This is a genomic window from Streptomyces sp. NRRL F-5126 (genome assembly GCF_000721265.1).
In the GTDB taxonomy this organism is placed as follows: Bacteria; Actinomycetota; Actinomycetes; order Streptomycetales; family Streptomycetaceae; genus Streptomyces.
The window spans coordinates 18,064-29,858 of the sequence record NZ_JOFZ01000015.1; the positions used below are offsets into that span (position 1 = coordinate 18,064).

Genomic DNA, 11,795 nt, shown 5'->3' on the forward strand with positions numbered 1-11,795 from the left:
GACACTCCCCGGTCAGTGCCGCGGCTCGTTGCCTGTGCGGCTGTCGTACTTCTCGTAGGCGTCGACGATACGGCCGACGAGCTTGTGCCGTACGACATCCTGCGACGAGAGGCGGGAGAAGTGCACGTCGTCGACGCCTTCCAGGATGTCCTGGACCTGCCGCAGGCCGCTCTTGGTGCCGCCGGGCAGGTCGACCTGGGTGACGTCGCCCGTGATGACGATCTTCGAGTCGAAGCCGAGGCGTGTCAGGAACATCTTCATCTGCTCGGGGCTCGTGTTCTGCGCCTCGTCCAGGATGATGAAGGCGTCGTTGAGCGTACGGCCGCGCATGTAGGCGAGCGGGGCGACCTCGATGGTGCCCGCCGCCATCAGGCGCGGGATGGACTCCGGGTCGAGCATGTCGTGCAGCGCGTCGTACAGGGGCCGCAGGTAGGGGTCGATCTTCTCGTAGAGCGTGCCGGGCAGGAAGCCGAGCCGCTCACCGGCCTCGACGGCGGGCCTGGTCAGGATGATCCGGGTGACCTGCTTGGACTGCAGGGCCTGCACCGCCTTGGCCATGGCGAGGTATGTCTTGCCGGTGCCGGCGGGGCCGATGCCGAAGACGACCGTGTGCTTGTCGATCGCGTCGACGTAGCGCTTCTGGTTGAGCGTCTTCGGGCGGATCGTGCGGCCACGGTTGGACAGGATGTTCTGCGTGAGCACCTCGGCCGGCGTCTCCTGGCCGTCCGCACCGCCGTTCTCGCTCGCCTTGAGCATGGCGATGGAACGTTCCACTGCGTCCTCCGTCATCGGCTGACCGGTGCGGAGCACCAGCATCATCTCGTCGAACACGCGCTGGATCAGGGCGACGTCGGCCGCGCTGCCCGAGGCGCTGATCTCGTTGCCCCTCACATGGATGTCGGCGGACGGGAACGCCGTCTCGATCACACGGAGGAGCGAATCCCCGGAACCGAGGACCGTCACCATCGGGTGCTTGGCGGGGACGGTGAACCGTGCCGTGGTCCGGTCCTGCGAGGGCTGCTGGGCTGTGGATGTCCGATTCATGGGCCGGCGCTGTGGCCTGCACATACCTCCCGTTGCAGGGTTCTCGCTGCTCGACAACCTCTGGACTACCAGCGTACGACCCCGCACCGACAAGCCCGAAGGACTTTTCGACACCGGCCGGACGGGCGGCGGGCCGCGCCGTCACGTCGAGCGGCGGAAGCCGATCGTCGGGACCGCGCGCCGCAGCGGCCAGGGCCTGGCGGGAGCGGGCAGCAGCGAGGACAGGAAGTCGTAGCGGCGCAGGCCGCCCGGGTCCTGGCCGGCGTCGTCGCGCACGTAGCTCCACCAGGCGGCGACCTCGGCCCAGCCGGGCGCCGAGAGCGAGCCGCCGAACTCCTGGACGGACAGGGCCGCGGTGAGCCCCGCGAACGCGAGCCGGTCGGCGAGCGGCCAGCCCGCGAGCGAGCCGGTGATGAACCCGGCCATGAAGACGTCGCCCGCGCCCGTGGGGTCGAGCGCCTCGACGGCGATCGCCGGGACCTCGGCGGTCTCGCCCGTGCCGCCGTCGACGGCGTAGGCGCCGTCCGCGCCGAGCGTGACGACCGCGACGGGCACGTGCTCGGTGAGGGCGCGCGCGGCGGCGCGCGGGCACTCGGTGCCGGTGTAGCGCATCGCCTCGGCCGCGTTGGGCAGGAACGCCTCGCAGTGCTCCAGGTCCGCGAGGCGGCGCAGGTCCCAGCTGCCGGTGTCGTCCCAGCCGACGTCCGCGAAGACGCGCGCGCCCCCGCCCGCCGCCCTGGCGATCCAGTCCTGCCTGCGGCCGGGGACGAGCGAGGCCACGGCGGCACGCGCGCGCGGCGGGCATTCGGGCAGGGCGCCGTCGGGCGGGGGCGCCTCGTGGCCGTGCGAGACCATCGTGCGCTCGCCCTCGTAGGCCATGGAGACGGTGACCGGGGAGTGCCAGCCGGGCACGGTGCGCGACCTGGAGAGGTCGATGCCCTCGCCCTGTTCGAGCGCGTCCTTGCAGTACTCGCCGTAGTGGTCGTCGCCGAACGCGGCGGACAGTGACGTCCGCAGGCCGAGCCTGGCGAGGGCGGTCGCCATGTTGGCGACGCCGCCCGGGCTCGATCCCATGCCGCGCGCCCAGGACTCGGTGCCGCGCACGGGTGCGCTGTCGAGGCCGGTGAAGATGATGTCGAGGAAGACGGTGCCGGTCAGGTACACGTCGCAGTCGGGGTCGCCCCGCCCGCGCAGCCCGCCGAGCGGGTCGATGCCCGGCTCCGCGGCGCCGCTGCGGGCTGTCGTCTCTCCGGTGCGGTCTCGTGGGGTCACGGCGGGCTCCTGGTACGCGTGCTTTCCGGCCAGTCTGCCCGATGAGGACGGTTGTAAGAGGCGGGCCGCGAGGGGCCGCGGCGGGCGGCGGCGGTGAGCGGCGGCTAGCGGCGTTTCGGCAGGGGGACGCGCATGAGGTCGGCCGCGACCGTGATCTCGCCGGTGAAGCCCGCCGCGCGCGCCTGGCGGCCGAACGCGGCGGGGTCGTCGTAGCGCTGCGAGAAGTGCGTCAGCACGAGGTGGCGCACGCGCGCGTCGCGGGCGACCGCGCCCGCCTGGCCCGCGGTCAGGTGGCCGAAGTCCGCGGCCAGGTCCGCGTCCTCGTCGAGGAACGTGGACTCGGCGACGAGCAGGTCGCAGCCGTCCGCCAGTGCGTGCACGCCGTCGCACAGCCGCGTGTCCATCACGAAGGCGAACCGCTGTCCGCGGCGCACGCGGCTGACGTCGTCGAGCCGCACTCCCCGCAGCTCGCCGTCGCGCAGCAGCCGCCCCACGTCGGGGCCCGCGACGCCGTGCGCGGCGAGCCGGTCCGGCAGCATCGTGCGGCCGTCGGGCTCGGTGAGCCGGTAGCCGTACGCCTCGACCGGGTGCGAGAGGCGGTGCGCGCACAGCGTGTACGCGGGTGTCTCGGCGAGCGTGACGAGCCCGTCGCCCTCGACCGGGCCCCGCGCGATCGCGACGGTCTCGCGGAAGGCGGTCGCGTGCGCGAGCCGCTCGTAGTAGCGCTGCCCGCTCGCCGGGTAGTGGGCGGTGACCCGGTGGGGCACGCGGTCGAGGTTGATGCGCTGGATCACCCCGGCGAGCCCGAGCGAGTGGTCACCGTGGAAGTGCGTCACGCAGAGGCGGTCGACGTCGTGCGCGGACACCCCGGCGCGCAGCATCTGCCGCTGCGTGCCCTCGCCCGGGTCGAACAGCAGGCCTTCGCCGTCCCAGCGCAGCAGGTAGCCGTTGTGGTTGCGGTGGCGTGTGGGCACCTGGCTCGCGGTGCCCAGCACGACGAGTTCGCGTACGGACACGGCGACCGTCCCGTCCCTGCCCGGCTATCCGGGGGGCCAGTTGAAGCCGCGTCCGCCGAGTACGTGGGCGTGCACGTGGAAGACCGTCTGGCCGGCGCCGCCCCCGGTGTTGAACACGATCCGGTAGCCGCCCTCGTCCACCTTGTCGCCTGCGGCGACCTCGGCGGCCTCGCGCAGCACGTCGGCGGCGATGTCCGGCTCGGCGGCCGCGAGGGCGGCGGCGTCGGCGTAGTGGGCCCTGGGGATGACGAGGACGTGCGTCGGGGCCTGCGGGTTTATGTCGCGGAAGGCGACGGTGGTCGCGCTCTCGCGCACGACCGTGGCAGGCACGTCCCCCGCGACGATCTTGCAGAACAGGCAGTCCGCCTGTGGTTCTCCCGCCATGGCCGGGTCCTCACTCCTCACGTCCGTAGGACGGCATCGTATCCGGCCACGCCGGCGGACGTTCCACTCAGCCGCGGGTGCGGCCGCCGGCCGCCGGGCCGCGGGGCACGCGGCCCGCGGCGCAGGCGGCCGCACGATCGGGACCAGCCCCGGCGGGGCCGCGGGGGACGCGAGGCCACGTGCGGGCGGGTGGCTGTGCCAGGCGGCCGGGACGACGGTGGCCGCGCGAATCAGGGGCCCGCGCCCCGTGCGAGCAACCGGGTCCCTCGCGAGCAGCGGCCTGTGCATGCCACAGGCGGCAAGTGGCAACGCGGGATGCGACCGGGGCGCGCCCACGCGCGGTCAGGACACTGGCGGCCCCGGCCGAGACGGGCGGCGCCCGGCCAGGGCCAACCGGCGGTTCAGGCAGCTGCGTCCCGTCACCACCAGCGGCCCACGCCGCCACAGGCGGGCAGCGCGACGTCACGGAAACCGATACCGCCGCCCGGCGTGCGGCGGCCGCACGCCGGGCGCCCTGTACGGGCAGGGCACCGCAGGCCCGAACCGAGACGGACGGCGCCCGGCCAGGGCCAACCGGCGGTGCAGGCAGCTGAGGCCCGTCACCACCAGCGGGCCGCGCGCCGCAGGCGATACGCGGTCAGGACCAGCGGCCCGTGCGGGCCAGCAGGACCGCGAGGGCCGCCGTGCCCGCCGTCGACGTGCGCAGGACGCTCGCGCCCAGGCGGTGCGGCAGGGCGCCAGCGTCCGCGAATTCCGCCAACTCCTCGGGAGTGACGCCGCCTTCGGGTCCTACGACGAGCACCAGGTGCCCTGTGCGCGGCAGTTCCGCGGTGGCGAGTGGCGCGGCGACGCCGCCGTCCTCGTGCAGCACGGCCGCGAAGTCCGCGGTGGCGAGCAGCGCGGCGACGTCGCGTGTCGACGCCGCGTCCGCGACGTCGGGGAAGCGCAGGCGGCGCGACTGCTTGCCCGCCTCGCGCGCCGTCGAGCGCCATTTCGCCAGCGACTTGGCGCCGCGCTCGCCCTTCCACCGCGTGACGCAGCGCCCCGCCTGCCACGGGACGATCGCGTCGACGCCGGTCTCGGTCATCGTCTCGACGGCCAGCTCGCCACGGTCGCCCTTCGGCAGCGCCTGCACGACGGTGACGCGCGGCGCCGGCACGTCCTCCGTGCGCACGTCCGTGACGGCGACGTCGAGGCGGTCCTTGCCCTGCACGGCCTGGACGGTGCCGTAGGCGCCGGTGCCCGCGCCGTCGGTGAGGACGACCTCCTCGCCGGCGCGCAGCCGCCGCACGGACACGGCGTGGCGGCCCTCGGGCCCGTCGAGCACGACCGTGCCCGGGCGCAGCGCGACATCGGCGCCCACCACGAACACCGGCGCCGTCATGACGCGTTGCCGAGCGACATCGCGGCTCGCGCCGCGTCGGTCTCCGCGGCGAGCACCCCGACGAGCTGCCCCGCGGGCAGCGCGCGCGCCATCCCGTGGCCCTGCCCCGCCCACAGCGCCATGCCCTGCGGGTCGCCCGCCCTCGCGGCGGCCCTGCGCAGCGGCGAGGTGAGGTGGTGCACCTCGGGATAGGCCTGCGGCGCGTACGGGCCGTGCTCGCGCATGAAACGGTTCACGAGCCCGCGCGCGGGGCGGCCCGAGAAGGCGCGCGTCAGCTCGGTACGCGCGAACAGCGGGTCGGTCATGGCGTGTTTGTGCAGCTCGTCGGCGCCCGACTCGGGTGTCACGAGGAACGCGGTGCCGAGTTGCGCGGCGTCCGCGCCGAGCGCGAGCACCGCGGCGACCTGGTGGCCGCGCATGAGCCCGCCGGCCGCGAGCACGGGCAGGTCGACGGCGTCCCTGACCTGGACGACGAGGGACATCAGGCCGATGCCCGCGCCGTCGGCCGAGGGCTCGTCCTTGTGCGTGCCCTGGTGGCCGCCTGCCTCGACGCCCTGCGCGCAGACCGCGTCGGCGCCCGCGGCCTGGGCGGTGCGCGCCTCCTCGGGGGTCGTGACGGTGACCATCGTGAACGTGCCGGCGCGGCGGAACCTGTCGAACACGCTGCGGGGCGGGCAGCCGAAGGTGAACGACACGGCCGGCACCGGATCGTCGAGCAGTATGGCGAGCTTGGCCTCGTGGCCGTCGTCCCATCCCCGATCGGGGTCCCCGAGCGCCGTGTCGTACCAGTCGGCCTCGCCCGCGAGTTGACTGCGGAACAGCTCCACGGCGGCGCGGTCCGCGTGCCGGGTCTGCGGCATGAAGACGTTCACGCCGAAGGGGGCGCCCGTGAGCCCGCGCAGGTGCTTGATCTCCTCGTACATGCCGTCCGCCGTCTTGTAGCCGGCGGCGAGGAAGCCGAGGCCGCCCGCGTCGGACACGGCGGCGGCCAGCTGGGGGCAGGACGCTCCGCCTGCCATGGGGGCCTGCACGATCGGATACCGAAAGAGATCGGTCAGCGTGGAGGGCATGCACGCATCGTGCCATGTCCGGATCAGCACGCCGAATCGCTACCGCATCTGGCATATGCCAAAGACAGGGCCACCGGTCGCAGCGGTTCGCAAGGACCAAATCGCCCCCTTTGAGACCGGCGGCAGGCGCCCGGCGGCGACGAGAACCGGCCACGCGCAGGCGCACGGGACCGGCGCGAGCCGCAGCCCGCGCCGGTCCCGTGCGTACGAACGTGCCCGTGCCGCCTAGCGGCCGTTGAAGGCGTCCTTCAGCCGGGAGAACAGCCCCTGCTGGCCGGGCTGGAACTGGCCCGTCGGCCGCTCTTCGCCGCGCAGCTTGGCCAGTTCGCGCAGCAGGTGCTCCTGCTCCGGGTCCAGCTTCGACGGTGTCGTCACCTCGACGTGCACGACGAGGTCGCCGCGCCCGCCGCCGCGCAGGTGGGTCACGCCGCGGCCGTGCAGCGGGATCGACTGGCCCGACTGCGTGCCCGGGCGCACGTCGATCTCCTCCACGCCGTCCAGCGTCTCCAGCGGGCACTTCGTGCCGAGCGAGGCCGCCGTCATGGGGATCGTCACCGTGCAGTGCAGGTCGTCGCCGCGCCGCTGGAAGATGCCGTGCGGCTGCTCGTGGATCTCCACGAACAGGTCCCCGGCGGGGCCGCCGCCAGGGCCGACCTCGCCCTCGCCCGCGAGCTGGATCTTCATGCCGTCGTCGACACCGGCCGGGATCTTGACGGTGAGCGTGCGGCGCGAGCGCACCCGCCCGTCGCCCGCGCACTCGGGGCACGGGGTGGGCACGACCGTGCCGAAGCCCTGGCACTGCGGGCACGGGCGCGACGTCATGACCTGGCCGAGGAACGACCGCGTCACCTGCGAGACCTCGCCGCGGCCGCGGCACATGTCGCACGTCTGCGCCGATGTGCCGGGCGCGGCGCCCTCGCCGTTGCACGTGGTGCAGACGACGGCCGTGTCGACCTGGATCTCCTTGGTCGTCCCGAAGGCCGCCTCGCCCAGCTCGATCTCCAGACGGATCATCGCGTCCTGGCCGCGGCGCGTGCGCGAGCGCGGCCCGCGCTGCGACGACGTGCCGAAGAACGCGTCCATGATGTCCGAGAAGTTGCCGAAGCCGCCGGCGCCGAAGCCGCCCGCTCCCCCGCCGTTTCCGGAGAGCGGGTCGCCGCCGAGGTCGTAGACCTGCTTCTTCTGCGGGTCGGACAGCACCTCGTAGGCGGCGTTGATCTCCTTGAAACGCTCCTGCGTCTTGGGATCGGGGTTGACGTCCGGGTGCAGCTCGCGCGCGAGCCTCCTGAACGCCTTCTTGATCTCGTCCTGGGAGGCGTCGCGGCGCACGCCGAGTACGGCGTAGTAGTCCGTGGCCACTTACGACTCCGCCAGGATCTGTCCGACGTAACGTGCCACTGCGCGTACCGCTCCCATCGTTCCCGGGTAGTCCATGCGGGTCGGTCCGACCACGCCGAGTTTGGCGACTGCCTCGTCGCCCGAACCGTAGCCGACGGCGACGACGGATGTGGACGCGAGGCCCTCGTGGGCGTTCTCGTGCCCGATGCGTACCGTCATGCCCGGCTGGCCCGCCTCGCCGAGCAGCTTGAGCAGCACGACGTGCTCCTCAAGCGCCTCGAGCACGGGCCTGATCATCAGGGGGAAGTCGTGCCCGAACCGGGTGAGGTTCGCCGTGCCGCCGATCAACAGGCGCTCCTCGGTCTCCTCGACCAGGTTCTCCAGCAGCGTCGCGAGGACGGTGGAGACGGTGGCACGATCCTCCGCCTCGAAGGAGTCGGGGAGGTCCTGCACGAGCCGCGGCACGTCCGCGAAGCGGCGCCCCACGACCCGGCTGTTGAGCCGCGCCCGCAGATCCGCGAGCGCGACCTCGCCGAACGGGGCCGGGCAGTCGATCATGCGCTGCTCGACGCGGCCCGTGTCGGTGATCAGGACGAGCGTCAGCCGGGCCGGCGCGAGGGAGAGCAGTTCCACGTGACGCACCGTCGAGCGCGTCAGCGACGGATACTGGACGACGGCGACCTGCCGGGTGAGCTGTGCGAGCAGCCGCACGGTGCGGCCCACGACGTCGTCCAGGTCGACCGCGCCCTCCAGGAAGTTCTGGATCGCGCGGCGCTCGGGCGAGGACAGCGGCTTGACGCCCGCCAGCTTGTCCACGAACAGCCGGTACCCCTTGTCGGTGGGGATGCGGCCCGCGCTCGTGTGCGGCTGGGCGATGTAGCCCTCGTCCTCCAGGACGGCCATGTCGTTGCGGATCGTCGCGGGCGACACGCCGAGGCGGTGCCGCTCGGTGAGCGCCTTGGAGCCGACGGGCTCCTCCGTGCCGACGTAGTCCTGGACGATGGCACGCAGCACTTCGAGTCTGCGTTCGCTGAGCACCGGCGCACACCTCCAGCCGTCGTCGTTCGTCGCCCTTTACGACCCTGTTTGGCACTCGATCCGGTGGAGTGCCAGCCCCTTCCGGGTCAGTGTACGGCTGTGGGGTGCGGGCGTAGCAAGGCAGTGTTCGAGCGAAAGGCACCACAGGGGCACGTACGGGGCCCGAGGACGGAGGAGAGCTCGATGGTGGACGGCGGCGGCGCGCCCGGCTGGGCCGCGGAGGGCTGGGAGGAGCTGGCGCCGGGCGTCGGCCGGTGCAGGCTGCCCGGCTGGGACTGCACGGCGGGGCTCGTGGTGGGCGCCGCGGGCGCGCTGCTCGTCGACGCGGGCTCGACGCTCGGCGAGGGCGCGGCGCTGCGGGGTGCGGCGGAGCGCCTGCTGGGCGGCGGGCGGGTGACGCACCTCGCACTCACGCACCCGCACTTCGACCACGTTCTCGGCGCGGGCGCCTTCGCGGACGCCGAGGTCATCGCCGCCCCGGGCGCGGCCCGCGAGCTGGCGGGCGCGGCGGGCCGGGCCGCGCTGTACGCGGACGCGGTCGGCCACGGCGTGGCGCGGGAGGACGCCGCGGCGGCGACAGCCGCGCTCCGTGCGCCCGGGGTCAAGGTCTCACGCCCGTACGAGCTGGACCTCGGCGGCGGCACCGTGGCGCTCCTGGTGGACGCGGGCCCCGGCCACACGGCGGGCGACCTGGCGGTGCTGGTGCGCCCGCGCACCGGTCCCCCGGTGCTGTTCTGCGGCGATCTGGTGGAGGAGTCGGGTCCTGCGCAGGCCGGTCCCGACGCGCTGCCGGGCCGCTGGCCCGACGCGCTCGACGGCCTGCTGGCACTCGGCGGCGAGGCCGCGCGCTACGTGCCGGGGCACGGCGCGGTGGTGGACGCGGCATTCGTCCGCGAGCAACGCGCCGCGCTGGCGGCGGCGTTCGGCGCCGGGAGCGCATAGGGTCGGTGCGTGCGCAGCTACAGCCCTGACCTGACGCCCCCGTGGAAGCGCTCCACGCCCGTTCCCGAGGTTCCCGCGGAGCCCGAGATGGTGGTCGAGGAGGTGTCGACGGGGTTCTGCGGTGCGGTGATCCGCTGCGAGAAGACCGCGCAGGGGCCGACGGTCACCCTGGAGGACCGCTTCGGCAAGCACCGCGTCTTCCCGATGGAGCCGGCCGGGTTCCTGCTGGAGGGCAGGCCCGTCACGCTCGTGCGCCCGGGTCCCGCGGCGCCCGCGGCTCCGTCCCGTACCGCGTCCGGCTCGGTCGCGGTGCCGGGCGCGCGGGCGCGCGTCGCGCGTGCGGGCCGCATCTACGTGGAGGGCCGGCACGACGCGGAGCTCGTCGAGAAGGTCTGGGGCGACGACCTGCGCGTGGAGGGCGTCGTCGTGGAGTACCTCGGCGGCGTGGACGACCTGCCCGCGATCGTCGCGGACTTCGCCCCGGGGCCTGACGCGCGTCTCGGCGTCCTGGTCGACCACCTCGTGCCCGGCACGAAGGAGTCCCGCATCGCCGCCGACGCCTCGGGCGAGCACGTGCTGGTGGCGGGCCACCCGTACATCGACGTGTGGGAGGCCGTGAAGCCGTCGTCGGTCGGCATCGGCGCCTGGCCGAGGGTGCCGAGGGGCGAGGACTGGAAGACGGGGGTGTGCCGCGCCCTCGGCTGGCCGGAGAACACGGGCGCGGCGTGGCAGCGCATCCTCGCGTCGGTCCACTCGTACAGGGACCTGGAGCCGGCGCTGCTCGGCCGGGTGGAGGAACTGATCGACTTCGTCACCATCGGCGGCCCCGAGGGCCCGTGAGGCCTGCGGGCCTCGGCGGCGGGCGCGGGCGCGGGCGCGGCTACGGGAGTGGGATCAGTCCACCAGGTCCCTGATCACCGCGTCCGCCAGCAGTCGGCCGCGCAGGGTGAGCACCGCGCGGCCCGCCTCGTGCGGGGCCGGTTCCAGCAGGCCGTCCCGCACGGCTCGGCGCGCCGCCGTCAGGCCGTCCTCGTGGAGCAGCGCCAGCGGGACGCCCTCCCGCAGCCGCAGCTCCAGCATGACGCGCTCGACGCGGCGGTCCTCCGCCGTGAGCAGTTCGCGGCCCGCGCCCGGCGAGCGGCCGTCCGCGAGTGCCGCCGCGTAGGCGCCGGGGTGCTTCACGTTCCACCAGCGCACGCCGCCGACGTGGCTGTGGGCGCCCGGGCCCGCGCCCCACCAGTCGGCGCCGCGCCAGTACAGCTCGTTGTGCAGGCAGCGCGCGGGCTCGGTGGTGGCCCAGTTGGACACCTCGTACCAGGAGTAGCCCGCGGCCGACAGCGCCTCCTCCGCGATGAGGTAGCGGTCCGCGTGCTCGTCGTCGTCCGTCATGGGGACCTCGCCGCGCCTGATGCGGCGGGCGAGGCGCGTGCCCTCCTCGACGATCAGGGCGTAGGCGGACACGTGGTCGGGGCCCGCGCCGATCGCCGCGGCCAGCGAGGCGCGCCAGTCGTCGTCGCTCTCGCCCGGCGTGCCGTAGATCAGGTCGAGGTTGACGTGCTCGAAACCCGCGTCGCGCGCCTCGGCGACGCAGCGCTCGGGGCGGCCGGGCGTGTGCGTGCGGTCGAGGACGCTCAGCACGTGCTGCCGCGCGCTCTGCATGCCGAACGAGACGCGGTTGAAGCCGCCCTCCCGCAGGACCGCGAGGTAGGCGGGGCCGACGGACTCCGGGTTGGCCTCGGTTGTGACCTCGGCGTCATCCGCGAGGCCGAACTCGTCGCGCACGACCGCGAGCATCCGCACGAGGTCGGCCGCGTCCAGCAGGGTGGGCGTGCCGCCGCCGACGAAGACCGTGCGCACCGGGCGCGGGTCGTCGCCGAGCACCTTGCGGGCGAGGCGGACCTCGTCGGCCAGGGTGTCGGCGTAGTTGTCGCGCGAGGCGAGCACGCCTCCGGAGCCGCGCAGCTCGGTGGCGGTGTAGGTGTTGAAGTCGCAGTAGCCGCAGCGGGTCGCGCAGTACGGCACGTGCAGGTAGAAGCCGAGGGGACGGTCGGCCGCGCCGTCGAGGGCGTGCGGCGGCAGCTCGCCCGTGGTGGGGACGGGGTCGCCGTCTGGCAGTGCGGAGGGCATGGGCTCCATTGTCCCGCACGCGCCGCCCGGCCCTGGCCGGGTCGATCCCGGCCCGTTCCCGTTCCCGTTCCCGTTCCCGGCCCTGTGCCACGTCCCGGCCGGGCGCGGGACACCGCGGCGCGCCCCGCGTACATCGGCGACCGGCACCCGCCGCGTGTGCCCGCACACCGGGCGGCACGC

11 protein-coding genes are annotated in these 11,795 nt (G+C 74.3%); 2 read left to right on the forward strand and 9 right to left on the reverse strand.

Going from position 1 to position 11,795, the window contains the following annotated elements; genetic code table 11:
- Positions 1 to 12: 12 nt before the first annotated feature.
- The 8 genes from IH48_RS0129590 to hrcA all read right to left on the reverse strand — a co-directional run bounded on the left by IH48_RS0129590 (position 13) and on the right by hrcA (position 8,546).
- Positions 13 to 1,044 (reverse strand): PhoH family protein, encoded by a 1,032-nt coding sequence (locus IH48_RS0129590; protein ID WP_051840856.1) that lies wholly within the window; start codon positions 1,042 to 1,044, stop codon positions 13 to 15.
- 141 nt (positions 1,045 to 1,185) lie between these two features.
- On the reverse strand, positions 1,186 to 2,316 hold the full coding sequence (locus IH48_RS0129595) for a carbohydrate kinase family protein (RefSeq protein WP_030911399.1): 1,131 nt from the start codon (positions 2,314 to 2,316) through the stop codon (positions 1,186 to 1,188).
- 104 nt (positions 2,317 to 2,420) lie between these two features.
- Positions 2,421 to 3,332 carry a ribonuclease Z gene (locus IH48_RS0129600; RefSeq protein ID WP_030911402.1) on the reverse strand — a complete coding sequence of 304 codons (912 nt, stop codon included), beginning with the start codon at positions 3,330 to 3,332 and terminating at the stop codon, positions 2,421 to 2,423.
- A gap of 24 nt (positions 3,333 to 3,356) precedes the next feature.
- The gene (locus tag IH48_RS0129605; protein WP_030911405.1) at positions 3,357 to 3,716 is read right to left on the reverse strand and encodes a histidine triad nucleotide-binding protein; all 360 of its coding nucleotides are present in this window, start codon (positions 3,714 to 3,716) and stop codon (positions 3,357 to 3,359) included.
- A 637-nt stretch (positions 3,717 to 4,353) separates the two neighbouring features.
- Complete coding sequence (locus IH48_RS0129610) at positions 4,354 to 5,100, reverse strand: 16S rRNA (uracil(1498)-N(3))-methyltransferase (protein WP_030911407.1); 747 nt, start codon at positions 5,098 to 5,100, stop codon at positions 4,354 to 4,356.
- Complete coding sequence (locus tag IH48_RS0129615; protein ID WP_030911410.1) at positions 5,097 to 6,170, reverse strand: nitronate monooxygenase; 1,074 nt, start codon at positions 6,168 to 6,170, stop codon at positions 5,097 to 5,099. The genes IH48_RS0129610 and IH48_RS0129615 overlap by 4 nt, the downstream gene beginning before the upstream one ends.
- Positions 6,171 to 6,395: 225 nt before the next feature.
- Positions 6,396 to 7,529, reverse strand: a complete 1,134-nt coding sequence (dnaJ, locus tag IH48_RS0129620; RefSeq protein ID WP_030911413.1) for a molecular chaperone DnaJ — start codon at positions 7,527 to 7,529, stop codon at positions 6,396 to 6,398.
- Entirely contained in the window at positions 7,530 to 8,546 is a 1,017-nt protein-coding gene (gene hrcA, locus IH48_RS0129625; RefSeq protein ID WP_030911416.1) for a heat-inducible transcriptional repressor HrcA, read from the reverse strand.
- 183 nt (positions 8,547 to 8,729) lie between these two features.
- On the opposite strand from hrcA, the gene IH48_RS0129630 reads away from it, so the two are divergent.
- The gene (locus tag IH48_RS0129630) at positions 8,730 to 9,488 is read left to right on the forward strand and encodes an MBL fold metallo-hydrolase (RefSeq protein WP_051840858.1); all 759 of its coding nucleotides are present in this window, start codon (positions 8,730 to 8,732) and stop codon (positions 9,486 to 9,488) included.
- A 9-nt stretch (positions 9,489 to 9,497) separates the two neighbouring features.
- Positions 9,498 to 10,328 (forward strand): DUF3097 domain-containing protein, encoded by an 831-nt coding sequence (locus tag IH48_RS0129635; protein ID WP_030911421.1) that lies wholly within the window; start codon positions 9,498 to 9,500, stop codon positions 10,326 to 10,328.
- A gap of 54 nt (positions 10,329 to 10,382) precedes the next feature.
- Here IH48_RS0129635 and hemW read toward each other — a convergent pair whose 3' ends face one another.
- Positions 10,383 to 11,615 (reverse strand): radical SAM family heme chaperone HemW, encoded by a 1,233-nt coding sequence (gene hemW / locus IH48_RS0129640; protein WP_030911424.1) that lies wholly within the window; start codon positions 11,613 to 11,615, stop codon positions 10,383 to 10,385.
- Positions 11,616 to 11,795: the final 180 nt, after the last annotated feature.

Coding starts and splice junctions, on each gene's coding strand:
- hemW (WP_030911424.1), bottom strand. CDS start 11,615: ATGCCCTCCGCACTGCCAGACGGCGACCCCGTCCCCACCACGGGCGAG.
- IH48_RS0129590 (WP_051840856.1), bottom strand. CDS start 1,044: ATGAATCGGACATCCACAGCCCAGCAGCCCTCGCAGGACCGGACCACG.
- IH48_RS0129605 (WP_030911405.1), bottom strand. CDS start 3,716: ATGGCGGGAGAACCACAGGCGGACTGCCTGTTCTGCAAGATCGTCGCG.
- IH48_RS0129610 (WP_030911407.1), bottom strand. CDS start 5,100: ATGACGGCGCCGGTGTTCGTGGTGGGCGCCGATGTCGCGCTGCGCCCG.
- IH48_RS0129615 (WP_030911410.1), bottom strand. CDS start 6,170: ATGCCCTCCACGCTGACCGATCTCTTTCGGTATCCGATCGTGCAGGCC.
- IH48_RS0129630 (WP_051840858.1), top strand. CDS start 8,730: ATGGTGGACGGCGGCGGCGCGCCCGGCTGGGCCGCGGAGGGCTGGGAG.